This is a genomic window from Pseudundibacterium arcticum, from assembly GCF_042646465.1.
Lineage (GTDB): Bacteria > Pseudomonadota > Gammaproteobacteria > Burkholderiales > Burkholderiaceae_D > Undibacterium_A > Undibacterium_A arcticum.
On record NZ_JBHRTP010000003.1, the window covers coordinates 93,445 to 117,107 of the forward strand.

The 23,663-nt window shown below is 61.6% G+C and carries 23 protein-coding genes and 1 pseudogene; 10 read left to right on the forward strand and 14 right to left on the reverse strand.

Going from position 1 to position 23,663, the window contains the following annotated elements; genetic code table 11:
- Position 1: 1 nt before the first annotated feature.
- The 4 genes from ACFOFO_RS01285 to ACFOFO_RS01300 form a co-directional block, all read right to left on the reverse strand.
- Complete coding sequence (locus ACFOFO_RS01285) at positions 2-1,246, reverse strand: NADH:flavin oxidoreductase (protein ID WP_390325066.1); 1,245 nt, start codon at positions 1,244-1,246, stop codon at positions 2-4.
- Positions 1,247-1,388: 142 nt separating this feature from the next.
- Entirely contained in the window at positions 1,389-2,150 is a 762-nt protein-coding gene (locus ACFOFO_RS01290) for an SDR family NAD(P)-dependent oxidoreductase (protein WP_390325065.1), read from the reverse strand.
- Between the two features lie 169 nt (positions 2,151-2,319).
- A complete protein-coding gene (locus tag ACFOFO_RS01295; protein ID WP_390325063.1) occupies positions 2,320-3,096 on the reverse strand; it encodes an SDR family oxidoreductase in 777 nt (258 codons plus the stop codon).
- Between the two features lie 58 nt (positions 3,097-3,154).
- Positions 3,155-3,592 carry an SRPBCC family protein gene (locus tag ACFOFO_RS01300; protein WP_390325061.1) on the reverse strand — a complete coding sequence of 146 codons (438 nt, stop codon included), beginning with the start codon at positions 3,590-3,592 and terminating at the stop codon, positions 3,155-3,157.
- 463 nt (positions 3,593-4,055) lie between these two features.
- Here ACFOFO_RS01300 and ACFOFO_RS01305 point away from each other — a divergent pair, with 463 nt between their 5' ends.
- The 3 genes from ACFOFO_RS01305 (at position 4,056) to ACFOFO_RS01315 (ending at position 6,476) form a co-directional block, all read left to right on the forward strand.
- The gene (locus ACFOFO_RS01305; RefSeq protein ID WP_390325058.1) at positions 4,056-4,262 is read left to right on the forward strand and encodes a hypothetical protein; all 207 of its coding nucleotides are present in this window, start codon (positions 4,056-4,058) and stop codon (positions 4,260-4,262) included.
- Positions 4,263-4,275: 13 nt separating this feature from the next.
- Positions 4,276-5,061: a sulfite exporter TauE/SafE family protein gene (locus tag ACFOFO_RS01310; RefSeq protein ID WP_390325056.1), complete on the forward strand. Its 786-nt coding sequence runs from the start codon at positions 4,276-4,278 to the stop codon at positions 5,059-5,061.
- A 269-nt stretch (positions 5,062-5,330) separates the two neighbouring features.
- Complete coding sequence (locus ACFOFO_RS01315; RefSeq protein WP_390330619.1) at positions 5,331-6,476, forward strand: helix-turn-helix transcriptional regulator; 1,146 nt, start codon at positions 5,331-5,333, stop codon at positions 6,474-6,476.
- Positions 6,477-6,607: 131 nt separating this feature from the next.
- On the opposite strand, the pseudogene ACFOFO_RS01320 reads toward ACFOFO_RS01315, so the two are convergent.
- The 5 genes and pseudogenes from ACFOFO_RS01320 to ACFOFO_RS01340 form a co-directional block, all read right to left on the reverse strand.
- Positions 6,608-7,984, reverse strand: a pseudogene (locus ACFOFO_RS01320) (DUF1329 domain-containing protein).
- Between the two features lie 286 nt (positions 7,985-8,270).
- Positions 8,271-9,254, reverse strand: a complete 984-nt coding sequence (locus ACFOFO_RS01325) for a quinone oxidoreductase family protein (RefSeq protein WP_390325051.1) — start codon at positions 9,252-9,254, stop codon at positions 8,271-8,273.
- A 14-nt stretch (positions 9,255-9,268) separates the two neighbouring features.
- Positions 9,269-10,078: an SDR family NAD(P)-dependent oxidoreductase gene (locus ACFOFO_RS01330; RefSeq protein ID WP_390325049.1), complete on the reverse strand. Its 810-nt coding sequence runs from the start codon at positions 10,076-10,078 to the stop codon at positions 9,269-9,271.
- Positions 10,079-10,091: 13 nt separating this feature from the next.
- Positions 10,092-10,679 (reverse strand): Dabb family protein, encoded by a 588-nt coding sequence (locus tag ACFOFO_RS01335; protein ID WP_390325048.1) that lies wholly within the window; start codon positions 10,677-10,679, stop codon positions 10,092-10,094.
- The gene (locus tag ACFOFO_RS01340) at positions 10,672-11,019 is read right to left on the reverse strand and encodes a hypothetical protein (protein ID WP_390325046.1); all 348 of its coding nucleotides are present in this window, start codon (positions 11,017-11,019) and stop codon (positions 10,672-10,674) included. The genes ACFOFO_RS01335 and ACFOFO_RS01340 overlap by 8 nt, the downstream gene beginning before the upstream one ends.
- A gap of 179 nt (positions 11,020-11,198) precedes the next feature.
- Between ACFOFO_RS01340 and ACFOFO_RS01345 the strand changes: the two genes are divergently transcribed.
- Positions 11,199-12,185 carry an AraC family transcriptional regulator gene (locus tag ACFOFO_RS01345; RefSeq protein ID WP_390325044.1) on the forward strand — a complete coding sequence of 329 codons (987 nt, stop codon included), beginning with the start codon at positions 11,199-11,201 and terminating at the stop codon, positions 12,183-12,185.
- Positions 12,186-12,330: 145 nt separating this feature from the next.
- On the opposite strand, the gene ACFOFO_RS01350 is transcribed toward ACFOFO_RS01345, so the two are convergent.
- Positions 12,331-12,828 (reverse strand): SRPBCC domain-containing protein, encoded by a 498-nt coding sequence (locus tag ACFOFO_RS01350; protein WP_390325043.1) that lies wholly within the window; start codon positions 12,826-12,828, stop codon positions 12,331-12,333.
- A gap of 473 nt (positions 12,829-13,301) precedes the next feature.
- Here ACFOFO_RS01350 and ACFOFO_RS01355 point away from each other — a divergent pair, with 473 nt between their 5' ends.
- From ACFOFO_RS01355 to ACFOFO_RS01375, 5 genes are read left to right on the forward strand one after another with little or no spacing between them, the layout of a single operon-like run.
- On the forward strand, positions 13,302-14,411 hold the full coding sequence (locus ACFOFO_RS01355; RefSeq protein WP_390330621.1) for a DUF1214 domain-containing protein: 1,110 nt from the start codon (positions 13,302-13,304) through the stop codon (positions 14,409-14,411).
- Entirely contained in the window at positions 14,408-15,601 is a 1,194-nt protein-coding gene (locus tag ACFOFO_RS01360) for a sulfotransferase family protein (RefSeq protein WP_390325041.1), read from the forward strand. The genes ACFOFO_RS01355 and ACFOFO_RS01360 overlap by 4 nt, the downstream gene beginning before the upstream one ends.
- Before the next feature lie 9 nt (positions 15,602-15,610).
- A complete protein-coding gene (locus ACFOFO_RS01365; RefSeq protein ID WP_390325039.1) occupies positions 15,611-16,051 on the forward strand; it encodes a nuclear transport factor 2 family protein in 441 nt (146 codons plus the stop codon).
- Between the two features lie 12 nt (positions 16,052-16,063).
- Positions 16,064-16,858, forward strand: coding sequence for an SDR family oxidoreductase (locus ACFOFO_RS01370; protein WP_390325038.1), 795 nt, complete (start codon positions 16,064-16,066; stop codon positions 16,856-16,858).
- A 56-nt stretch (positions 16,859-16,914) separates the two neighbouring features.
- Positions 16,915-17,877: a DHH family phosphoesterase gene (locus ACFOFO_RS01375; RefSeq protein WP_390325037.1), complete on the forward strand. Its 963-nt coding sequence runs from the start codon at positions 16,915-16,917 to the stop codon at positions 17,875-17,877.
- 227 nt (positions 17,878-18,104) lie between these two features.
- Here ACFOFO_RS01375 and ACFOFO_RS01380 read toward each other — a convergent pair whose 3' ends face one another.
- Genes ACFOFO_RS01380 through ACFOFO_RS01395 form a run of 4 tightly spaced genes read right to left on the reverse strand, consistent with a single transcriptional unit; the run spans position 18,105 to position 21,666 of the window.
- Complete coding sequence (locus ACFOFO_RS01380) at positions 18,105-19,397, reverse strand: D-amino acid dehydrogenase (RefSeq protein WP_390325036.1); 1,293 nt, start codon at positions 19,395-19,397, stop codon at positions 18,105-18,107.
- 21 nt (positions 19,398-19,418) lie between these two features.
- Entirely contained in the window at positions 19,419-20,249 is an 831-nt protein-coding gene (locus tag ACFOFO_RS01385; RefSeq protein WP_390325034.1) for a ChbG/HpnK family deacetylase, read from the reverse strand.
- Entirely contained in the window at positions 20,246-20,665 is a 420-nt protein-coding gene (locus ACFOFO_RS01390; RefSeq protein WP_390330623.1) for a GtrA family protein, read from the reverse strand. The genes ACFOFO_RS01385 and ACFOFO_RS01390 overlap by 4 nt, the downstream gene beginning before the upstream one ends.
- On the reverse strand, positions 20,656-21,666 hold the full coding sequence (locus ACFOFO_RS01395; RefSeq protein ID WP_390325032.1) for a glycosyltransferase family 2 protein: 1,011 nt from the start codon (positions 21,664-21,666) through the stop codon (positions 20,656-20,658). Before ACFOFO_RS01395 ends, ACFOFO_RS01390 begins: the two co-directional genes overlap by 10 nt.
- 176 nt (positions 21,667-21,842) lie before the next feature.
- Between ACFOFO_RS01395 and ACFOFO_RS01400 the strand changes: the two genes are divergently transcribed.
- Positions 21,843-23,465, forward strand: coding sequence for a glycosyltransferase family 39 protein (locus ACFOFO_RS01400; RefSeq protein WP_390325030.1), 1,623 nt, complete (start codon positions 21,843-21,845; stop codon positions 23,463-23,465).
- The last annotated feature ends 198 nt before the right edge of the window (positions 23,466-23,663 follow it).

Here is a 23,663-nt window from a genome sequence, read left to right on the forward strand (position 1 = left end):
ATTATTGATCCGCGGCAAGCATGCGCGTGAGCGCCGGATCGTTCGGTGCGCCGAGCACGCAGCTCACGCCTGCGGGATCGTAGATCTTCGCCACGCACGTGTTGCAACTGTTGCAGGCGGAGTGCGTCACAGCGCCGGTGCGGAAGTGTTCGACCAGCGCCGGGTCGTGGATCAGTGCTCGGGCCAGGGCGATGCAGTCGAAGCCTTCGGCCATCAGTTGCTCGACGCCGGCCAGCGATTTGACGCCGCCGACGAATGCGAGCGGCATCCGCACCGCCTGCCGGATCACGCGCGAATCCTCAAGGAAGTACAAATCGCGAAACGCCAGGTCGCGCGGCGTGCGTTTTTCCAACATCGTCACACCGAAGCGCGCCAGCGCATGCGGTGCGGCAGCTTTCATTTGCGCGGTCGGCAGCGGGCTGCCGAACAGCACCCACGGGCTCTCGACGTTGCGGCCGCCGCTCAGCGTGAGCAGGTCGGCACCCTCAGCTTCGAGAATGCGCGCGGTCACGGCCGAGTCCTGCGCACGGTTGCCACCCGGCACGCCGTCGCTGACGCTGAGCTTGCAGCCGACTGCCAGGTGCGCGCCGACGGCGTCTTTCACTTGGCGCAGTACCTGCGCGGGAAAGCGCGTGCGCTGTTCGGCCGAGCCGCCGAAACGGTCGCGCCGGCGGTTGCTCAGCGGCGACAGAAACTGGTTGAGCAGGTAGCCGTGGCCCATGTGAATTTCGACTGCGTCGAAACCGCATTCGCGCGCAAGGCGCGCCGCGTCGGCGAACTGGGCAGCGACGCGTGCCATATCGGTTTCGTTCATGGCGCGCTGGAAAAACACGCCGTACAGCATGCCGAACGCATTCAGCCCGGCCGATGCGGTGGGCGCGCTGCGGCGCCCGCCATGGCGCATCATCGTGAACGACCCCGCGTGGGTGATCTGCAGGCAAGCGGCTGCACCCTCGCGATGTACCGCATCGGTGAGCACACGCAGATGCGGGACCACGTCCGCGTGCATGTGCATCTGATGCGGAAAAGTCAGGCCGTCGCGGGCCACGGCGGCATAGGCGACCGTGGTCATGCCAATGCCGCCGGCGGCGAGGTCGCGATGATGCTTGACGAGCGCGCGCGTAGGCAGGCCCGTGGGCGTCATGCCTTCATTGGCGCCGGACTTGATGAACCGGTTGCGCAGCGTGATCGGGCCGAGGCTGACTGCTGAGAACGGCGAGACAGGGGTAGGGTGAGCATCGTGCATGGTGTTGCTCCTGTAATGGATGGGCGTGGGTGGTTTGGTATCAGAAATCGAATGGACGCACGCTGGCGTCGAGGCCACCGTCAAGTCCACCGTCAAGTCCACCGTCAAGTCGTTCAAGTCGGGCGCTCACGTCGATGTCCGCTCAGCGCAGCGTCGCGCCGCCGTCCACGCTGATGACTTGCCCGTTGATCCATTCGCCGTCGTCGGACACGAGGTAGGCGACCGCTGCGGCGATATCCCTTACATCGCCGAGGCGCGGGCTGCGGCCCAGGCCGAGCACATCGGCCTTGAATTGCGCCGGCATGTGGTCGCGGATGTTCTCTGTCAGGATCAGGCCCGGGGCGACGGCGTTGGCTCGGATACCTTGCTTGCCCCACGCCGATGCGACATGATGCATCAGCGCGTGGACGCCGCTCTTGCTGATGCCGTAGCAGACCCGCTCCGGTTCACCGACGAAGGCGGCAGCGGACGTGGTGTAGACGATAGTCCCGCCGCCACGCCTGAGTAACGCCGGAACCGCGTGCCGGGTACACAAGAGGTAGCCGCGCAGGTTGACTTCGATGGTGCGGTCGAATATTTCGAGCGGGACGTCGACGGCGTTGGTGTCGCGCATGATGGCGCCCATGTCAGCGGCGTTGGCGTGCAGCGCGTCGAGGCCGCCGAAGGCATCGACCGCCGCATTGACCAGCGCTGCCACGGAGGCCTCGTCGCTGATGTCGAACTGCATCCCCAGGGCACGCCCACCGCCCATGTTGATGCGGTCCGCGACTGCCGCCGCATTGTCGGGAGCGAGATCGCCCACGACGACTGTCGCCCCTTCGTGCGCAAGGCGCATGGCCGTCGCGGCGCCGATTCCGCCGCCGCCGCCCGCAACGATGACCACCTTGTTGGCAAGTCTTTGCATGATTCGAACTCCCTTCGATTAATCGTTAACGTGCAATAAATTCCGTTTCCTGAACAGATGTAAGCCGTTCATGTATCGCCCTTTTGGACAAATCCCCGGGATATCGGGTGCGGGGCGGGCGTCGTGCATGGTGTTTCTCCCGTAAAGGATGGGCGTGGGTGGCGCGGTGTCAGAAATCGAATGGACGCGCGCTGGCGTCGAGCCCGCCGTCAATGAACAGTACGCTGCCGTGCACGAATGCCGCCTGTTCGCTGGCGACGAAGCCGATCAGCGTGGCAATCTCGTGCGCTTCCGCCCGCCGGCCCAGCGGGGCGACAAAGTTGCGGATTGCCTCGCTGTAGCGCGGATCGCTCAGACCTGCTTCGAGCAGCGGCGTTTGCACGGCGCCCGGCGCCACCACATTGAGCCGCACACGCGCGTTGCCCCAGGCAGCGGCGCGCTGGCGCACCGCCACCGACACCGCGTACTTCGAACTGGCGTAGGCAACGTAACCGGCTTGTTCGGCGGGCAGGGTGGCGACCAGCGCCTGCACTCGGGCTTCGTCGCCGCCGAGGTAGGCGTCGCGCAGCGGATTGTCGGCCCACGACTGGAGCACGGCCGAACTCGAGGCAACCACCACGGCAGCCGGATTGGTCCCCCGCTTGAGGGCATCGAACAGTCCGTCGAGCAGCGCGACCGCGCCGAAGTAGTTGACCGCTGCGGTACGGCCCGGCGGTTCGGCCTGCGGTCCCAGCCCGGCGCAGCATATCAGCCGGTCAATCGTGCCGCCGGTGCGTTGCAGCACGTCGTCGAGCGCCGAGCGAAGCCCGGCAGCGGTCGACAAATCGGCGCGGACGTCGGCGCGCTTCAGATCGATGCCGATGACCTCCATGCCGGCCGCGACGAACTGCTCGCGCACTGCGGCGCCGATGCCCGATGCGGCACCCGTAATGACTGCGATTGCCATATTCTTTCTCCATATCGTGTGTTATCCGGCGCCGCCGGCGACGGAGCGGCCCGCGCTGCTACTTGAGGTTCGCGGTTGCTGATTGAGTGCGCGACGCGACCTTGACCGTGTAGGGATTCCATTGCGGGTAATTGTCGAGATCGACCAACACATCCCACACCAGCGATGCCGGCGCGTTGATCTGTACCTTGACCGAAGTCACCAGGAATTTTGAATCGGGCATGCAGGTCTCCTTTATATTGTGTGAACAGCGCAGCTGTTTTTCCTGATCCACCCTAGCTTGCAACAGTTGGCGGTCATCCCCGTTCCAATACGTCTTCATGTCGGCCAGCAGATCAGCACCTCGTGAACAGGTGTCGGGATGTTCCATACAGCGATCGCTGAGGCCATCTTGCCAGCCGCCGGACATCCGAACCTCGTCCGGTCGGACTAAGAATTTTTGAGGCGCAGCAGCAATCAAGCGGGCAAGCAAGCCGATCTCGCCGGCGCCTGCCACAGTACCTCCAATCCCGGCGTTATAACCGCGAATTCTTAGTCCGGTCGGACGAAGAGAAGACCTCGGCGCCATTGCTATCGTGCGGTCTGTACGGGACATGCACGAGAAAGTATCCACCGACAATGAGAACGGCCAGCACCAACCGCCGGTGTGCGGATGACAGGAGACTCAGCATGGCGACGAACGATATCGAATCGCAACTTCTTTCCGGAAAAACATGGGCCACGTTCTGCGATGCGCTCAAACGCAGCGGTCAGCAAATCCTTCGGCTGGAGACAACGGCGGCGTGACAATGGTGCTCGCGCACCGCAACCCGGAATTGACAACTGGCTCGAGACCGCCAGGCACCGGGTCGGAACCATCGCGATGCGCTGGGTCGGCGCCGCCGAACACGTGCATCCGACGATCCGCGTCGTGAAACTGGCCGACCTGATGACAGGGCGATAGAACAGCGAAGGAAAAGATGATCAGTTTCAATATCGATGTGCTGCTCGCCGATCCCCGCAGCGCGACGCTGGTCACCGGCGTCAAGCGCGACATCCAGCTGCTGCGGAGCATCGACGCCGCGTCCGGCAGCGGCAGAAAACTGGCGGCCGGGGTCAACCACCTGGCGGCAGCCGATGTCGCGCATTTCATCGCCAGTTTCGAAACCTGCTGCGGTACGCGCTAAGCGGAGCGACGGCATGGAGCTGCTTAATCCGTTCGCCGGTTTTCTCATCGGTCTGCTGATCGGCCTGACCGGGGTAGGCGGCGGCGCGCTGATGACCCCGGTGCTGATTTTTTTGCTTGGGGTTGCGCCGCAAACCGCGGTCGGCACCGATTTGCTTTTCGCCGCGATTACCAAAGGCGTCGCCGGATGGATGTACGGGGCGCGCGGCGCGCTCGACTGGCTCGTATTCCGTCGCCTGGCCATGGGGAGCCTGCCCGCTGCCGTGCTCACGCTGCTCCTGATCAAGCATATTCGGCTGGACGAAGGCATGAAGATGGTCATCCTGCAGTCGTTGGGTCTGGTGCTCGCGCTGACCAGCGTGGCGATGATGTTCAAGTCCAAACTTCATCACCTGGGCCAGTGCTTGCGCACCACTGCGCCGCAGCGATTCAAGGGCGTGCAACCGGTGCTGACGGTGGCGGCCGGTGCGCTCCTCGGATTTCTGGTCACGCTCACATCGGTCGGCGCAGGGGCGCTCGGGGCAGTGATGCTGGTCTATCTCTACCCCTACCGCCTTACACCGGCCAAGCTGGTTGGCACCGACATCGCTCATGCAATACCGCTTACGCTGGTAGCCGGCCTGGGCCACCTGATCCTTGGCAACATCGACTTCCCGCTGCTGGGTTCGCTGCTGGCGGGATCGGTCCCCGGCGTCATGCTCGGTTCGCGACTGAGTACAAGTGTCAACGATCAATATTTGCGCAACGCAATCGCCATCATCCTGCTGATCGTCGGTGGCAGGCTTCTGCTCCAGCTCTGAGAGCCGACGTAAGGCTCCCTGCAGCAAGCGAATTCGCCCGGCAAGAGCGCCGAAGTATGGCAATCAGCTGTGGGCTCGATTCTGCCGTCATGGTCGCGCGAATGGCAGGATTCAGCCTGGCTTCTAGCGCTAGCACCGACTGCTTGCTGGTGGTTACCGCAGGGTTCTGAAGCGCTGACCGTTTTACGGCATCATCATGAGGATGCCGTAAAATTCATAAGATCCTGCGACCACCCGCGGCGCGGGGATCGAATGGGGACCAGATCAAGATGGCTTCATCCTCCCTCCCTCTCGATGAATTCAGCGATTTGATCGGGCTGATCTACGAAGGGCCGCTCGAACCGGTTCCCTGGCAACAGAGCCTCAACCTGATACGCGAGCGGTTGCATGCGAACCATGTCACCCTGATTCTTCGGTCCTCCACGCCGGAAGACCCGGGCCTGTATATCAACTCAGGAAACGTGAGCACGGAAGGATTCGTCTCCTATGCCACGCACTACTACACTCTCGATCCATTCGTCGGACTGCCTCCCGACCAGGTCGTCACAGTCCATGAAATCCTCGGCGAGGCGGGTTGGCTGGAATCGCCCCTGTATAAAGAGTATCTCGCGCAGCTCGACGTGTTTCACATCATGGGGGCCGATATTCATACTCCCGATGGGGTGGAATGCCGACTCCGCGGCTGCCGACCGCGCCACGCCAAAGCGTTTTCGGAAAAAGACAAGGCGTTCTGCCGATCGCTGCTGCCGCATTTGAAGCGCGCGGTGATTCTGCATACACACCTGGACCGCAGCGAGTCCGAACGCAAGCTGTACGCGGGCACGGTGGAGCGCCTGATGGTAGGCACCGTCATCCTCGATGAAAACGGCAAGGTACTGCAAACCAATCTGGCAGCTGACGAACTGTTGAGCACACGCGATGGCTTGAGAATCGCCAACAATGTGCTGGAGGCGACACACCAGCGCGACAACCGCGAACTGCAGCGCCTGATCAAGGCGGCGCTCAGCGGACATACGAAACCGGATCTGTCCGTGGTCGACGCGATGTCGGTCACGCGCCCGTCCGGCAAGAGCAATCTCGGGGTCGTCGTGCGCAGCGTGCCGATGAGCGAGTGGTCCGAGGGCAAGCACCGGGCCGCCGCGGCGGTGTTCGTGCGCGATCCCGAGAGCCAGGCGCAGGCACCGCAGGAGGTGGTGCGGCAAATGTTCAGCTTGACCCCCGCAGAAGCCGGACTCGCGATTCAACTCGCGAACGGGCTCTCGCTCGACGAAGCGGCGGAGGCGCTCAACATCACACGCAACACGGCGCGGGCACATTTGCGCTCGATCTTCGGCAAGACCGGCGTCACCCGCCAGACCGAGCTCGTGCGCATCTTGCTCAACAGCGTCGCGGCTCTGGCGTACCAGAGAACCTGAAGCGGACGTTGCGGACCTGACGGTGTCGTTCGCGCCGAGCGGTTATCCAATTCCGCCCGCGACGAAATCGCGGGCGGTGGGTTGCGGTTTTCAAGCCGCCGTGCACAGCCGCTGGCCGATAGCCGCGATGATCACAGGCCTGCCCGGCGCGCCGCGTCCGGCGTGAAGTCGTCCGGCTTCAGGTCGCCCGTGTTCAGCAAAACGCCATTCGGCTGCTCGTTGAGCAAGCGGTCCGCCATGTAGGCGCCGGACATCAGATCATGGTATGCGGCGACCCCGGCATGGAACGCTTCCATCTGGAACGCGTAGTAATAATTGACCATCCCGACCCGCCAGAGCTGGCCACGCGCGTCGTAGTTGTCGGACATGACCGCGTGCCAGGTGTCTTCATCGAGGTACATGACCCGCTTCGCGTACTGGTGGCGGTAGCCCTCCTTCAGCGCACCCTCCAGCACCCAGACGCGATGCAGCTCGTAGCGCATGTAGGCAGGATTGACGTGGCCCGGTTTCAGCAACTCGCGATATTTCACTTTCGGGTCATTCAGTCGATAGGCGTCGTACGGGATGTACATTTCCTTCTTGCCGACGATCTTCCAGTTGTAGCGCTCACCTGATCCGTTGAAGAGCCGGTCATCGTCGATCGTGCGGAATCCTCCCGGTCCAATCGGCATGTCGAAGCCAAACTCGGGTAACTGGCGCACGCGCCGGGTGCCCGGGTTGTAGAGCCACGCCTGCCGCGGTTGCCGCTTGTAGTTGTAGTAATCCGCGCTGACGATGATTTCGCCCTTGTTGCGCTCGGGCAGCAGCGTCTTGACATTGGCATACGACGAAACGCCTTCGGTCTTGTCACGCGGTTTCTTGTTGGGATCGTTCGTAACCGACAGGATGCGGTAGGAGACCCGCCCCCATGCGATATCGCTGTTCGGATACACGACAGCCTGGTCATAGGTCGCGATTTCCTTCTAGGCCCGGGCCGGAAGCGTGGTATTTCTCAGCAGCTCGAGCCCGTTCTTGGGGATCGGGAACGGTATCGCGCCGGTCAACGCGCTGACGCCTTCACCTCCCTCCGTCACCTCGGCGCTTAGCGCGTTCTGTTTGGCTGCGTCGCACACCCAGTTCGGGTAGCGGAAGTCCCGATGGGCCGGGTACACCGGGATGCGAAAGCTGTCCGGATACTTCTTGAGCATGGCTTTCTCGCCCTCGCTCAGCCGCTCGGCATACTGCTCCATGTTTTTCGCGGTGATCTCGAACAGCGGCTTTTCATTCGCATACGGATCGGGATCATGTCCACCCGTGCTCTTGACATTGATCCCGGCTGGCATACCCAGCCACTTCCCGCTATAGGCGGGAATGCTGCCGTCCTTGTTGCCGGCTTTCTCCGCCCCGACGCAAGTGAGTTCCTTGCCGAGATTCGCGGCTTCCTCGGCCGATACCTTGGCCCACGCTGGCGGCGCGGTAATACCGAGGGCCGCGACCGCAACCAGCGCGAGTTGAATCGACTTCGTCATCAGGACAATTCCTTTCTCTTTCGAACCGAGATCAAGCACCTGATAGAGCGCATCGACTAAAGCGCTGCCTCGTAGCGAGTTACATGTTCCTTCATTTGCATCATCTCCTCCTAGTAAAAGGGTTTTAAGCGGATCGGCAGACGGCGGAATCCGTGCATGTTCCGGCAGACGTAGATGCCGGTGCTGGAGGCGATCTGCTGCTTGATAGTTTGTTCGACGTCGAATTCGTCCGGACGCTGGAAGACGTGCTCGCCCGTGGTTGCGCGGCAGCTCGGCGGCAGACTAATCAGCCGGCGCCGACTCGCAGCAATAATTTGCCGCGCACATGGCCGTCGGCCACCCGGCGGTGCGCCTCGCCGGCCTGCTCCAGGGGCAGGATTTCATAAGGCGGCGTTGTCACCCGGCCTTGGGCGACGGCATCCACCACCGCGCGCAGGTGCTCGGGAATGCGCGCCGCTGCGGCCATGTTGGAGAGCAAGCGTACATCGCGGGACTTGGCCAAAGCGGCATCGAAGCCGCCAATATCCTGAATCAGCGTTGCTATGGCGACCAGGGCACCACCGGGGCGGATAACTCGGGTGGAATCTGCCGGCAGACTGCTCAGGCCGATGGCGTCCACCAACAGATCCACGCCCTCGGGTGCCCAGGCGGCGGTTGCCTCCAGTACAGCCTCGCTGCGGTAATTGATAACGTGATCCGCGCCCAGGCTCTTGACGAAGTCCAGATTGGCCGGCCCGCAGGTGGCGGCCACCTCACAACCTGCCGCCTTGGCGAGCTGGATGGCGAAAATGCCGACACTGCTGGAGCCGCCATTGATCAGCACCTTCTGCCCGGCTTTCACCGCGCCCACATCATGCACGGCGCCCCAAGCGGTGGCGCCGGCGGTGGGGATGGTAGCGCCTTGGGCGAAATCGATACCCTTCGGCAGCCGTGCAACGTTGGCGGTGGAGGACTTCACATACTCGGCGTAGCTGCCCCACTCGCCACGGCCCTGGTTGGAAGAGGTAAGCACGGTGTCGCCGACGGCGTACTCCGTGACAGACTCACCCACGCGTTCCACGACACCTGCCGCATCAAAGCCGACGATGAATGGAAACTGGTAATTGAAATAATGCTGCAGCCGGCCTTCCCGGCATTTCCAGTCCGCTGGGTTGACGCCGGCCAACACCACCCGGATCAGCACTTCTCCGGCGCCGGGTTCGGGGGTGGCTACTTCCGCCAGTTGCAGTTCTTCCGGTCCGCCGAAGCGGTGTATCACGATGGCACGCATGAGAGTCTTTCTGGTTACTGGGCGAGCGGGGTGCGCCCGTCCAGTTGGTAAACGATGAGATTGTGGGCGGCGGGGTAGGCCATGCTGTAGGTGACCTCGCCAGTGAGTTCGGCGGCCGGTTTGTGGCACAGGGCGAGCGCCGTTTCCACCAGATATTCCACCGGCTCGGTGGGGTAGTCCGCCGGAATGTAGCGCGCCGCGCCGGGTGTGCGGATGGCGCCTGACGGCCCCACCAGATTGACGGCGATATTGTCGATCTGCAGTTCAGCGGCCACGCCCTCGGTGAAGCGGTGCATGGCAGCTTTCACCGCAGCGTAAACGGTAGCGCCGCCGAAACGGGCGAAGTCATCGAACGGGCGCTGTGGCGGTTCCGCAGTCACTGAGCCGATGTTGAGAATCCAGCCAGCGCCGCGCTGACGCAGGTGCGGCACGGCGCGCTGGATCAACGCAAACGGCGCACGCAGGTAGTGATCCACGGTGCGTTCGAACATGTCCCCCGGCATCTCGGCCACTGGCGCGTACTCCGCGAAGCCGGCATTGTTCACCAGAATATCCAGGCCGCCGGCAGCGGCGACGGCGCGTTCCACCAGCGCATCGCGCTCGGCCGGGTTTTCCAGATCCGCGGCGAGCGCAATGGCGCGGCCGCCGGCGGCTTCGATCAGCCTGGCGGTTTCACTCAGAGTGCCTTCCACTGTGGCCGTATTCAGGCTGCGGGCGGTGATAACGACGGTGGCGCCTTCGGCGGCGAAGCGCTGGGCGATGGCGCGGCCAATGCCGCGGCTGGCGCCGGTGACTAGGGCGATCTTGCCTTGCAGTGTGTTCATGGTGTTCTCCAGTTCAGGACAGGGAAGCCAATACGGGGCCGGCCATGGGGCAGAAAGCGTGGCTTAAAACGCCGTCCACGATGCGGTCTGGGTGTTCGGAATCGAACCAGCGGTCCACCCAGGCCCAGTGGTAGGGGTGCATCAAGTATTCGCCGAGAAGATCGGCCACATCGGCGAATTCCTGCTGCCAGACGTGGGTCCATGCGCTGCCGGGTTCGCAGCGGCCCAGGGACCAGTTTCGTATGCCTGCCATGTAGTGCGGCATTTGCAGTAATTCTTGCTCGAAGCGCTCAACCCGCGCGGTGTCCGTGCCGGGCCATACGCGCAGTAACAAGGTGCGCTTGACGCCCTGAGCCAGCGCCGGATCGCGTAAGCCACCGCCAATTGGCGTGTAGCGCACAGCGTCCACCCGGACCACACCCGGCAGGCTTTCCAGATTGGCGGGTGCGCTGGTACCGGGGGCGGAATCCCAGGTATAGTCGCCAGCGCCCCAGCAACCCGGCAGGTTGGCGGCATAGAGCCCGGGCAGCGTCTTCAATGCGGCTTCAAAGGCAGTGCGGTCGGCGCCTTCTGCGAGATAGATCTGGGCGGTCTCAGGCATGGGGAGGCTCCATAACAGTGGCGGGCGCATTGCTGGCGGGTATCTGCACATGACGAGCGCGGCGGAGGCAGAGAGCATCCACATCTTTCCACAGTGCTTCCACGACGGGGTCGAGGCTGGCCTGCTGGCGCATGGCCCACCAGGCCCCGATGTCTGGCAGCTGCCAGGTCAGCCACAGGGTGTGGGGTTCGCCGGCCACCGTCACCGGTGGCGACACCCATTCGCCGGCGAGTTGCATGTTGCGCGTCTGGGCGCCGGGTAGATAGCGTTCATGGAGCAGTGCGCGCAGGGTGGGCAGAGAGTCTGCCGCCACCACGATTTCGTCCAGCAACTGGATCATTGATCACCTGTATGTGTATGGCTTTGCTTGCACTTAGTGGGCTAGAGGCCGGTTCTTTTGCGTTTGCGCCAGCGGAACGGCCTGACGGTAGGGCTAAACTGTACGCGCAGCGAGTCGGGCTTGACAGTACCAATCCGGTCATGGCTCACTACCCATTTGCTCAGTATGAGGAATTTCTGATGGCCAGACGCAAGCAGCCGCTATCACCACCAAGACGGGGAATGCCCGATGCTCTCGCAGCCAGGCTGTTGCGGGAGCTGGGCCAGGCGGGCCCCAGCGGCACATTATCTGCGGGGGATTTCGCCGAGCTCTATCGGGAGGCCATTGGCGCCCTGGAGGAACGGGTGGCCCGTGGCGAAGGTCATCCGCCCATGAGTCAGGAAGAGGTGAATCTGCTGTGCCGCTGTGTGCTGAGTGCGAGCACGCTGGCCGAGGCGGTGAAGCTGGCGGTACAGTTTTGCGCCATGCTGCATCCTCGCGCTGGGGAACTGGCGCTGGAGCGGCGGCAGAACACTGTGGTGTTTCGCATGAACTCCCTGCGTCGGCGCCATAGTATTGCGGCCTGCCTGGTGGATATCACCGGCCTTTACGCGTATCTGTTGCTGTTCGGCTGGCTGATCGGCGAGCCCCTGCGTCCGGCGGAGGTATTTCTGTCCCATCCCCGGCGCGAGGACGCTGGGCCGTTTCTGGGATTGTTCGAAGCGCCGGTGGTGATGGGGCAAAAGTCTTGCGGGTTCTCCTTCGATGCAAGGCTGCTGGCTCGACCGGTGATGCGGCAGGCGCGGGACTTGGCTGCGTTTCTGGCGCGGTTTCCCTTCGATGTGACGGCGGGGCCGGCGGGTATGGCGTCGCTGCCCCAACGGGTGAATGCCCATTTGGAGGCGGCACTGGCTGAGCGCGTGCCGCTGCCTGGTTGCGCCGTTCTGGCGGAGTTGCTGGATCTCAGTGAATCCAGCCTGCGCCGGCAGTTGCAAAGCGAGGGCAGCTCGCTGTCAAGCCTGCGTGATGCCTGTTTGCGGCGGGCGGCGCAGCGGCTGCTGCGGCAGACTGACATGGCGGTAGAAGAGATCGCCGGCCAGCTGGGGTTCAGCAACGGTGGCGCCTTCCGCCGCGCCTTCCGGCGCTGGACCGGACAGGCACCCACCGCCCTGCGTCGGGCCGGTTGATCCATATGGGCTATATGATTATCAGAACCGTCCAGAGCGCGTCTGCGACTGTGCTACAGCGGCCGCCAGATTTTTGAACATGCGCGGCTTGTTCAGATGGTATGGATGCCTCTCCCCGATAACGGGCTGGTGCACCGATGAGGCCTTAAGCGGGTTTTTTAGCAACCTGCGCGGTTGCGCGATTCGCATACAACTGCTCAGCCCGCGTTTTCAGGCTGTGCGCAACCGCGTCGAAGCCCTGCTTAACCCATAGCCCGTGTTGTTCCATCACGGCGGGTGCGGTCGGTCCAAGGAACAGATCGGTGGTGTAATAGGTGCAACTGGCGTCGCCCGTCGCCTCGATATATTGGTCGCGGCGCGCGGCGTCGGGGGATAGCTCGGAAGGCGACAGCTCCCATGACAGCTGCTTCGGCTGATCGAAGGCCGCCAGATGTTCGATCACATGAATCAACTCTCCAGGCCGGGTCGGGTCAGGCAAAAACAGGTTGACCGGCTCGCCCATTTCCAGCGTCGACTCGACCTTGACCGTGTAGGGATTCCATTGCGGGTAATTGTCGAGATCGACCAACACATCCCACACCAGCGATGCCGGCGCGTTGATCTGTACTTTGACCGAAGTCACCAGGAATTTTGAATCGGGCATGCAAGTCTCCTTTATATTGTGTGAACAGCGCAGCTGTTTTTTCTAAGCACGCTAGCTTGCAACTGCTGGCGGTCATCCCCGTTCCTATACGTCTTCATGCCGGGCAGCAGATCAGCACCTCATGAACCGGTATCGGGATGTTCCATACAGCTATCGCTGAGGCCATCTTGCCAGCCGTCGGACACCCGAACCTCGTCCGGTCGGACTAGATGGTGTAACGCGTGCCAACAATCAACTGACTAGGCGTGCAATACCCGCATCGCATGCGAGCGGGCAGCGCAGGATCAAGCCATGCCGCGTCCAGTGTAACGATTCCAATCATCAAAACTTAGTCCGATCAGACGAAGAGCAGGCGTGCTTGCCCTTGCTATCGTGCGGACATCACGGGGCATTCACGAGAATGTGCACACCGCAAAAATGTGAGCGATTTTGCCAATACGAACCGCCGATGTGCGGATGACAGGAGAATCAGCATGGCGACAAATACCATCGAAGCGCAAATTCTTTCAGGAGAAACCTGGGCGACCTTCTGCGATGCACTCAAACGCAGCGGTCAGCAAATCCTGCGACCAGAGGCGCCGCAAGACGCCTTCACGCGCGCCGAAGGCTACCGTTACTTGACCAGGTTGTTGCGGATTGCGCTAGAAATGCATGTAGAATTTTCCGACCCCGAGTTTCCCGGCTTCTTTTCACCATCGCATGAAACCGCGAAGATCGGCGCCGATAACCCGGACAATTTTTACCAGTACGCACGCCTGAACGGCAACAACGAATACCGCGTTTCCGGCAACCGGGGCACGGTGTCCTATCTGAGTTTTGGCAGCCAGAAAGGCGGCTACGAGACCGACGGCAAAATGACGCAGACCGGCTTCATCGACGCCAATCATCTCGAGGTTGATCCGGATGGCAGCTTCGAAATCATTCTCAGCCAGCAAGCGCACGACCGAAACTGGGTGCGCATGGAGCCGACGACCAACGCGCTGATCGTCAGGCAAACTTTCCTCGATCGCAAGGCGGAAAAGACCGCACAGCTGAAAATCGAGCGTATCGGCTCCGACGGCGAACCGGTGCCGCTTGCACCGGTGGCGCTGCACCAGGGACTGTTGCGCGCCGCCAGCTTCGTTGAAAATACCGCGCGCATCTTCGCCGATTGGGCAGCCGGCTACCGCGCGCACCCGAATCAACTGCCGCCTGCCGACCAGGCGGTATGCCAGGCGGCTGGCGGCGATCCCAATATTTTCTACTACCACTCGTACTGGGAACTGGCCGCTGACGAAGCGCTGGTCGTCGACGTGGCGTCGGTGCCCGATTGCGATTTCTGGAATTTCCAAGTCGACAATTACTGGATGGAATCGCTCGATTACCGCTACCACAACATCTGCATCAACAAGCATTCGGCCCGGTACAACGACGACGGCGGCATCACGCTGATCGTTTCTCATCGGGACCCGGGTCGATCCAACTGGCTGGAAACTGCCGGACACCAGAACGGCACCATGTGCTTGCGCTGGGTCGGCGCGTCGCAGCCCGTCCATCCGACGACCCGCGTCGTCAAACTCAATTCTCTCGTGGAGACCGCATGACTACCGCAACCCCTGAACTGAATGTAGCGCGCGTGTTGGCGCTGGCTATCGAACGCGCGGGCGGACTTACCGATTTCGGCAACGGCAACTATCGCACTGCGCTGGACGTGCTGTTCAAATCGCTGGCTGAAGAGGCGAATCTCTCCGCGCAGGGCAGCGCGTTGTTGCATGAGAAAATCGTGATGCAACTGGTCAATCGCTTGATTATCGAGGACTACTGCAAGCGCTATCCGGAAATCCTGGCGCAGCGCATTGACGATCCGGTGGTGATCGTCGGCTTGCCGCGTACCGGCACCACCTTGCTGCAGCGCGCGCTGGCGGTCGATCCGCGTTTCTATTCCGCAGCATGGTGGGAGACCCGCTATCCGGCGCCGCTACCTGGTCAGCCGGTGGCAGACCCAGCGTCGCGCATCGCGCTGGCCCGCGGCGAAGTGGACATGATGATCAAGTACATACCGCAAATTCTGGCGATTCATCCGCTGGATGCGATGCTGGCGGACGAGGAGTTCATGCTGATGGAACACTCGTTCATGTCTGCGATGGATTCGTTCGTTAACGTGCCGAGTTATACCGCCTGGCTCGACCAGCAGGACCAGACACCGGTTTACGAATATCTGAAAAAAATGCTGCAGTTCCTGCAATGGCAAAAGCAGCAGCGCGGCGAGCCCGCTGCGCAGCGCTGGATACTGAAGACGCCGCAGCATTTGCATACGCTGGAACTGTTGTTCAAGGTTTTCCCGGCAGCGAAAGTAGTGCTGACCCACCGCGACCCGGCGCACACGATTCCATCGATGGCCAGCATGGCGCATACGCTGTGGAAAATGTACGCCGACGCGCCGGATGCGAAAACGGTCGGCCAGCAGTGGAGCACACGCATGCGGCGCGCTGTGCACCATACGATGGCGGTGCGCGACACGCTGCCGGCAGACCGTTTCCTCGACATCCGGTTTGCGGACACCGTGACCGATCCACTCGGCGTGATCGAGTCGGTGTATCGCTTCGCCGGTATCAGCTTCCCGGACCAGGTGCGCGATGCGATGCGGGCATGGCTGGCGCAGAACCGACGCGACCAGCGCGCCGCGCACGACTACACGCTGGCGCAGTTCGGCCTCAGCGAGGATCAGCTCAAGCAGGATTTCGCGCCGTACCGCGAGCGCCATATCCTATCCGCTGCCACTGCAACCAGCTGAGGCAACACGATGCCACGCGACCTGCAATACCTGCTCGACCGCGCCGACATTTCCGATCTGCTGATCGACTACGGCAATGCGATCGACACGCGCGACTTTGCCGCGCTGGAGCGCATCTTCACCGCCGATGCGGTGATCGACTATCGTGCGACCGGCGGCCCGCGCTGCACGCTGGCCGAGGCACAAGCCTTCCTCGGCCAAGCGCTGCCGCAATTCCCACGCAGCCAGCACATGATGGCCAACATCCGCATCCGGCTGGAGGGGGAGTGCGCCAGCGCCCGCACCATGTGCCACAACCCGATGGTGATGCGACATCCCGACGGCAGCGAGCGGGTGATGTTTTTCGGTATCTGGTACGACGACACGCTGCTGCGCACCGCCGACGGCTGGCGCATCCGCAGTCGCAGCCAGGAGCTTTGCTACACGTATAACTACAACACCACCTCATAGGAGACATTCAAAATGCTATTACGCAACAAGGTCGTGATCATATCCGGTATCGGCCCCGGACTGGGCATCAAGCTGGCGATCGAAGCGGCGCGCGAAGGCGCGCACGCGGTGGTCCTCGCGGCGCGCACCGCGGCCAAACTGGATGACGCCGAACAGCGTATCCGGGAACTGGGCGTCGATTGCGAAGTGCTGAAGGTGGTGACCGACATCACCGACCGCGCACAGTGCAAGGAGCTGGCGGCCCAGGCGGTCCAGCGCTTCGGCCGGATCGATGCGCTGGTGAACAGCGCCTTCATGCACGGCAACTTCCCGGAAGCGATCGCAGATGCCGATCTGGAGGGCTGGCGCTCGGTGTTTGACACCAACCTGTTCGGCACCATGACGCTGACCCAGGAAGTGGTGCCGCAGATGAAAAAACAGGGCAGCGGCGCGATCGTCATGATCAACACCCAGGCCACCCGCAATCCGTTTCCGGGCGAAGGCGGCTATGCGGCGTCGAAGGGAGCGCTGGCGGTGGCGGTCAAGTACCTGGCCAAGGAACTCGGGCCGCACGGGATTCGGGCCAATAGCGTCTACATGGGCTGGATGTGGGGCGCGCCGGTCCAGGGCTACATCCAGCAGATGGCGGCCGAGCATAACCTGCCGGAGGAGCAACTGGTTGCGCCGATCGCCGCCAATATTGCGCTCGGACGGTTGCCGACCGACGACGACTGCGCGAAGGCCGCGCTGTTCCTGGTGTCCGATTATGCGAATGCGATCACTGGCGCGGCGCTGGACGCCAACGGCGGCGAATTCATGGCTACCTAAGCACCGTTTCGCCGGCGGCAAACGCCACCGGCTTTCCCTTTTAGGCAATGATCCATATGAATCGCTATTACGCTTTCAACGGCGATGCGGACGGCTTGTGCGCATTGCAGCAGTTGCGCCTGAACGCGCCGCACGATGCGACGCTGGTCACCGGCGTCAAACGCGACATCCAGCTGCTGCGCCGCATCGATGCTGCGGCCGGCGACCAGATCACCGTGCTCGACATCTCGCTCGACCAAAACCGCGACGACCTGTTGCGCCTGCTCGCCAGCGGCGCGACGGTGCGCTATTTCGACCACCATTACGCCGGCGAACTGCCGCAACACCCGGGCTTCGCATCGCATATCGACGGTGCGCCCGAGGTCTGCACCAGCCTGCTGGTCGACCGCCATCTCGGCGGGTGTCACCGGGCTTGGGCCATCGTCGCGGCATTCGGCGACAGCCTGCAACAGGTCGGCCACGCGCTGGCGCAGCAGCACGGCATCAGCGCGCAGGCCACCGCAACGCTGCACGAACTCGGCCTTTATCTGAATTACAACGCGTACGGCGAAACGCTGGCCGATCTGCACTTCGATCCAGTCGCACTGGCTGCCGCGATGCTGCCGTTTGCCGACCCGCTGGAATTCATCCGGCACTCGCCGGTCTATCGCTTGCTCGCCGCCGGCTACGCGGAAGACATGCTGGCAGCGCGCCGGCTCACGCCGGAACACGATGTACCGGGTGCACCAGTCATGGTCATGCCCAATGCACCATGGGCCCGTCGCGCGATCGGCGTGCTGGCCAACGAACTGATGCAGGCCCGGCCGCAGGATGCGCTCGCGATCCTGTCGCCGAAGGCGCGCGACGGCTACACGGTCAGCGTGCGGGTGCCGGCCGGCCACCCGGTCGGCGCCGACGAGTTTTGCCGCAGCTTCGACACCGGCGGCGGCCGGCGGCTGGCGGCCGGCATCAACCACCTGCCGGAAGCCGACGTCGAAGATTTCATCGCACGCTTCACAACCCGCTTTGGAGCCCATTAGATGGCGCATCATTCGCCGATAAATCAATGGGATTGCTGATTGGTCTGCGAGCGCTGGTAGAGCTGGCTTGGTCGATCAATAGCGGCTTGGCGAATTGAAGTCGATCAAGCCGGGGATTGGAGCTTGTATGTCATTTGTAGAAGTGCCTGCGCGAAGAGCCGCATGAATACCAGGGGTGGCTCACGTCCTTTATCGCAGCAAAATCAAAGCCCCGCGGATTGCATGACCTATGCGCCGAATGCGGCGGCATAACGCGACAAGCCCAAGCCTTCCATATCGATTTCAGGCGATTGGCCGGACACCATATCGGCCAACACCTTGCCGGAACCGACCGCCATCGCCCAACCGGTACTGCCGTGGCCGAGATTGATATACAGATTATCGATCGGCGTCGCACCAAGCAGCGGCGCACCGTCCGGCAGCATTGGCAGTGCGCCGCTCCAGAAGCTGGCATGGTTGTAATTGGCGGCATCCGGAAACCAGTCGGTACCGACCATGCGCAAGGTTCGCTGGGCGTTCGCGTGCAAGACGGAAGCCTTCGATCCTAGCTCAATCGTGCCGGCCAGACGGACGCGGTTGCCCATGCGCGTCAATGCGACCTTGTACGATTCATCCATGACCACGGCTATCGGCGCAGCATCGAGATTCTTGATCGGTACCGTGGCACAGTAAGTTTTGACCGGATAAAGCGGAATCCGAATGCCGAGGGTCTGCAATAGCAAGGCGCTGTCGACACCCGCGGCCAGCACCACGGCATCAGCGTTGAAATTTTTCTCGATCCCGTCTTCCCGCAGACGCAATATGACACCGCTGCGAGCCGTTTCTATTGCGGCGACGGTGCTGCCAAAGCGAAACTGCACGCCCATTGCCTGTGTGATCAATTTGAGCTGCTTGGTAAATAGCGCGCAGTTGCCCGAACCATCTTGCGGCAACTGTAATGCGCCAGCCAGTCTGCCGATCTGCGTGCTGCGCACCAGCCCCGGTTCGATCTGACAGGCCGCGTCGGCATCCAGCATTCGGTATGTGGCACCCTGGTCGGCCAGTAATGCCAGTGCCGGCGCGGCCAGTTTCAGCGTTTTCTCATCGCGAAATAACTGTAAGTAGCCTTGGGTCTGCTCGAAATCGAGTTGGTGCTGATGCTCCAGCTGGCACAGCAGGGCACTGCTGTAGGCGGAGATGCGCTGCATGCGCGCATGATTGACGCGAAAGCGCTCCAGCTCGCATTCGGACCTCCATCGTTTTAGCCAGCGCCACAGGACTGGATCCAGGCTTGGCCGGAGTATCGCCGGCGCGGTCGACTTGAGCAGCATCGACCATAATTGTCTTGGCATCCCGGGCGCCGCCCATGGCGCGACGCTGGCCGGACCGCTCAGGCCCGCATTGCCGTGACTGCTTTCTTCGGCGACATTGCCGCGGCGCTCGATGACGACGACTTCATGTCCCGCCTGCGCCAGAAAATAGGCGCTGCATACACCCATGACGCCGCCGCCGATGACGGCTACTTGTTGTTGATTCTGCATGTTTGTCAGAGGTAGCTGGTTTCAGTCGATTCCGGCGTCGATGATGGCGGAAAGGCGCTGCAAACGTATGGCGTGACCCTCCAGCATAGCCGGAAATTGCGCTGAATTGAAAAAATGATATTCGACGACGCGCTGTGCCGCGATAGCATCATTGTCCTGCAGCGCGATTGCCGGATGGCACATCAACAACATGCCCGGCTGCGCAGCCGTCAGCCACTGTTCAAAGCGGCTTGCATAATCATCCGTGTCGAAACCATACACACCGCCGAAACCGCGGTTGGTCGCCAGCCCGGATTGCTCCAGGCGCCGGGCCAGATGCGCACCGCCTAGCCGTTTCAGAATCTGTGCCTTGCCGCGCCATCGCGGGGTGGCCGGCAGCGTATTGCGGATCCACATGCGCTGGCCGGCATAACGGGTCTGCACCAGTTCCAGCAGCAGTTCACGCACTACTGGTAATTGGTGCACGTGCTGATGACCGTCGATAAAATCCGGCACCCGGCCCAGTCCCGCTTCAAAAGCATCGCATTGCCGGTGCAGGATCGTGCGTAGTTGAACCCGATTCAGGAGCCGCAAATAGCTTCGCGCAATTTGCATTGGCAGGCTGCTAGCGGCGCCGGGCGCGACGCCAAAATCTTCGGTCAGATTCAGATGCAGACCAACATCCGCAATGCCGGACCGCTCGCGCAGCAAGGGCGCCGACAGCCCGAGCCAGCGCGGCGCGGTGCTAAAGCAGCTGACTGCGCTTAGCCGTCCCCCATCGAGCAGCGAATCGACTGCGGCATCGATGGCCTGGTTTTGGCCGTAATCGTCGGCGCATAGCGCGATAGGTGTCAATGCGGGTGTTGCGGTCATCTCGGTACACGCGGATGAGACGCTGGTCGCGCGCGGAAAGCCCACAGATGACTCAGGGTATAGGTCATTACCGCAACGATCGCGTCGTCGATGATTAACGACACATAATAGGGCAGGGTCAGGAAATGCAACAGCAGATAAAACAGCAATTCGTTCACGCAAAAACCGAGTACGGCGGTCGCCAGAAAACGCATCATCGAGGTGCTGGTCGAGGTGGTCGTGTGCTCGCCGAAAGTCCAGTGTCGATGGCCGAAATAGCTGACCCAGACGCTGGTCGCAAATCCGATGATGTTGGCGACCAGCGGGTGCATGTAGGTCAACTCAACCAAGCCGACCACGACCAGATAATGCACCGCCGCCGACGCCAGACCGACGATGCCAAAGCGGACCAGCCGCAACAATTGGGCTAGTCGCATGCTTCGGCATCGTCCATGGTTGTGGCCGGTGTGATCGTGCCGTTATCGATATCGTGTTCGATTAAATACAAGGGCCGCCGCTTGACCTCTTCGTAAATGCGGCCCATGTATTCGCCCAAAATACCGATCGAAATCAGCTGGATACCGGAAAACAGCATCAGGCCCGCGGCCAGCGTTGACCAGCCGGGTACGTCGTTGCCGATGAACAGCGATTCGCCGATGATCCAGAATGCGTAAAGGAGCGCAATAATCGAAATGAAGGCGCCGAACGCACTCCATATCCGGAGCGGCAAGGTGGTGAATGCGGTTACCCCGGCCAGTGCCAATCGGCTGAGGCCGCGCATGTTGAAATGGGATACGCCCGATTTGCGTTCATGCGGCACGAACGGTAGCGCGATGCTCTTGAATCCGACCCAGGCGTACAGACCTTTCATGAAGCGATTGCGCTCCGGGAGTTTGCGCAGCGCATCGACCACGCTGCGGTCCATCAGCCGGAAGTCCCCGGCGTTACGCGGGATATTGATCGGCGCGCCGGTTTCCATCAGATGATAGAAGGCGCCGGTGCCCCAGCGCTTCAACTTCGATTCGTCACTGCGGTCGGCGATCACGCCGTAGATCATGTCGTAACCATCCAGCCACAGTCGCGCCATCTCCGGCAGCAATTCCAGCGGGTGTTGATAGTCGGCGTCCATCAGGATCACGGCATCACCGCGCGCGTAATCGATGCCGGCCGATAATGCGGCCTCCTTGCCGAAATTGCGGGACAGGGCGATATAGCGTATCCCTTCTTCAGACAAATGCGGCGCCATCGCCTGCTCGGTCTGATCGGTGCTGCCGTCGTTGACCACAATGATTTCATATGACGCGGCAAACGTTCGCAACGTCAATTGCAGGTCCCGCAAAAAAGCCGACAGGTGAGCCGATTCGTTGTACGCAGGTATCACGCAGGAGATGCACGGTCGGACAGGGCGGCTCTTGGGGATGGCGGTCGGCACGACCATAGGTAAAACCTTTCTTGAACTGGGCAGAACTGGGCAGTATACGACCGCAAAATTGGACGTGGCGAATTGTAACGGAATGTATCGTTGAAGGCCGAAGAGATTATAATACTGCTCCCCGTAAGCCGGCCGACAACGAAGCTGGGCTGATCTTTGCAATCCCTTACCCATTCTCGTCTATGTCCACACAGGCAATTCGGCCGACCTCCGAACAGAACAAAATTTGGCAATCCTGGCGACGCAAGTTTTCACCGGACGCGTCCTCGCTGGTGCCATTGGTGCTGCTGCTGTTGCTGGGCCAATTGCTGATCTGGACCTTGGCGACCGGACTGACGCATCACGCACCGGATCTCGATAATAACGAAGAGTTGGTGTGGGGCAGTGCGTTGGAATGGGGCTATTACAAGCATCCGCCATTGCCGTCCTGGCTGCTATATGGATTGGTCGCGTTGTTTGGCAAGTCTGTCTGGCTAACTTTTTTCGCCGCTCAGGTGTTCGTTGTATTGTCCCTATGGTACGTGTGGCGCCTGGGTTGCGAGATGACGACGCAAGCGCGCGCACTGGTCGCGACCTTGCTGCTGTCGATGGTCGCCTATTTCACTACCCGCGGTGTCATTTACAACCATAACACGGTGCAATTGTGGCCGGTGGCTGCCGCGATCTGGATGTTCTATCGCGCCTTGCGGTACGACAGCACGCGTGCGTGGGCTGCGCTTGGCTTGTTCAGCGGTTTGTCGATGCTGACCAAATATAGCGCCCTGGTGCAGTTTGCCACCTTCTTTTTTTATATGCTGGTCACGGGCCACCTCCGGCAAACAAGAATATGGCGCGGCATCGGTGTCGCCACCGGCGTTTTTCTCGCGATCATGGCGCCGCATCTGCTATGGCTGACCGGACAACATACCGGTGAGCATGGTGGTCCGATCGGGTACGCGGCACATTCGCTGAGCGAGCCGATGACACGTGCCGAACATTTCGGCGTGATTGTTGATTTTTTTACTACCAGCCTGGGACGTCTGGCACCGATGGCGGTGGCGCTGGTGGTGATTCTGCTGTGGACGGCACTACGCAAGAAGAACGTCAGTGCAACGCCGGTCGCACCGGTGTCATCGATAGCCAGCAGTTTGCGGCCCGATGACCGTTTTTTCATCGTCTTCATGGCGCTATGCCCATTTGTGCTGACCTTGACCGGGATTATTGCGCTGAAGGCTCCGCTGGTTTCCGGTTGGGCCACCACTTTCTTCCTGCCGTTCGGTTTTTTTGCTTTTTGGTGGCTGCGGGCTGAAGACGATAAAGCGTTGCTGCGCAAAGTGCTGATCGTGGTGGTGGTGCTGCAAATTCTGACCGCGGTTGGTTATGGTGTGGCGCGCGGACCTTTGTCGGAAATGACCGGTCGGGCCACCCGCGCGACCTATCCGGGCGCGGCCATTGCATCGGCCATGCAGCAGCAGTGGCATGCACACGTAGCCGCTCCGCTGCGCTTCGTCGCCGCGGAAACCTGGCTCGGTGGCAACATCGCGACCCACGCCGGCAACGATGTCAAGGTGGTTATAGACGGAGACTTTAAGCTGGCGCCATGGGCCAATCAAGCCGACGTGGAAGCCTGTGGCATGCTGATCGCGCTGGACATGAGTACCGACAGTAGCGACGAATTGCCGCCCCGGGTGATCGAGCTGCTGTCCAAGGCGACTTGGAGCGGTACCACGCAATTGCCCTGGACCACCAAAGCGGACGGGCCGCTGGTGACGATCGAGTGGGGCATCATTCCACCGCAGTCATCATGCAATATTGACAAGCGCTGACGATTGCCAAATCGGCACATGTCTGGCCTTCAGCCCAGCGTCAATGCATGATTTTTTAGCCGAATTTCCCGAGCTTCACCCGCGTTGTCGATGTTGCGACGCGGTATAATATCGGGTCTATTAATTTTGCCGAACTACCGACATACGTTAGAGACGATTCGTGGAAACAATGCGTGTAAACGGTGCGCGCAGTCGGAG

Coding starts and splice junctions, on each gene's coding strand:
- ACFOFO_RS01285 (WP_390325066.1), bottom strand. CDS start 1,246: ATGCACGATGCTCACCCTACCCCTGTCTCGCCGTTCTCAGCAGTCAGC.
- ACFOFO_RS01290 (WP_390325065.1), bottom strand. CDS start 2,150: ATGCAAAGACTTGCCAACAAGGTGGTCATCGTTGCGGGCGGCGGCGGC.
- ACFOFO_RS01295 (WP_390325063.1), bottom strand. CDS start 3,096: ATGGCAATCGCAGTCATTACGGGTGCCGCATCGGGCATCGGCGCCGCA.
- ACFOFO_RS01305 (WP_390325058.1), top strand. CDS start 4,056: ATGATCAGTTTCAATATCGATGTGCTGCTCGCCGATCCCCGCAGCGCG.
- ACFOFO_RS01310 (WP_390325056.1), top strand. CDS start 4,276: ATGGAGCTGCTTAATCCGTTCGCCGGTTTTCTCATCGGTCTGCTGATC.
- ACFOFO_RS01315 (WP_390330619.1), top strand. CDS start 5,331: ATGGCTTCATCCTCCCTCCCTCTCGATGAATTCAGCGATTTGATCGGG.
- ACFOFO_RS01325 (WP_390325051.1), bottom strand. CDS start 9,254: ATGCGTGCCATCGTGATACACCGCTTCGGCGGACCGGAAGAACTGCAA.
- ACFOFO_RS01330 (WP_390325049.1), bottom strand. CDS start 10,078: ATGAACACACTGCAAGGCAAGATCGCCCTAGTCACCGGCGCCAGCCGC.
- ACFOFO_RS01335 (WP_390325048.1), bottom strand. CDS start 10,679: ATGCCTGAGACCGCCCAGATCTATCTCGCAGAAGGCGCCGACCGCACT.
- ACFOFO_RS01340 (WP_390325046.1), bottom strand. CDS start 11,019: ATGATCCAGTTGCTGGACGAAATCGTGGTGGCGGCAGACTCTCTGCCC.
- ACFOFO_RS01345 (WP_390325044.1), top strand. CDS start 11,199: ATGGCCAGACGCAAGCAGCCGCTATCACCACCAAGACGGGGAATGCCC.
- ACFOFO_RS01350 (WP_390325043.1), bottom strand. CDS start 12,828: ATGCCCGATTCAAAATTCCTGGTGACTTCGGTCAAAGTACAGATCAAC.
- ACFOFO_RS01355 (WP_390330621.1), top strand. CDS start 13,302: ATGGCGACAAATACCATCGAAGCGCAAATTCTTTCAGGAGAAACCTGG.
- ACFOFO_RS01360 (WP_390325041.1), top strand. CDS start 14,408: ATGACTACCGCAACCCCTGAACTGAATGTAGCGCGCGTGTTGGCGCTG.
- ACFOFO_RS01365 (WP_390325039.1), top strand. CDS start 15,611: ATGCCACGCGACCTGCAATACCTGCTCGACCGCGCCGACATTTCCGAT.
- ACFOFO_RS01370 (WP_390325038.1), top strand. CDS start 16,064: ATGCTATTACGCAACAAGGTCGTGATCATATCCGGTATCGGCCCCGGA.
- ACFOFO_RS01375 (WP_390325037.1), top strand. CDS start 16,915: ATGAATCGCTATTACGCTTTCAACGGCGATGCGGACGGCTTGTGCGCA.
- ACFOFO_RS01380 (WP_390325036.1), bottom strand. CDS start 19,397: ATGCAGAATCAACAACAAGTAGCCGTCATCGGCGGCGGCGTCATGGGT.
- ACFOFO_RS01385 (WP_390325034.1), bottom strand. CDS start 20,249: ATGACCGCAACACCCGCATTGACACCTATCGCGCTATGCGCCGACGAT.
- ACFOFO_RS01390 (WP_390330623.1), bottom strand. CDS start 20,665: ATGCGACTAGCCCAATTGTTGCGGCTGGTCCGCTTTGGCATCGTCGGT.
- ACFOFO_RS01395 (WP_390325032.1), bottom strand. CDS start 21,666: ATGGTCGTGCCGACCGCCATCCCCAAGAGCCGCCCTGTCCGACCGTGC.
- ACFOFO_RS01400 (WP_390325030.1), top strand. CDS start 21,843: ATGTCCACACAGGCAATTCGGCCGACCTCCGAACAGAACAAAATTTGG.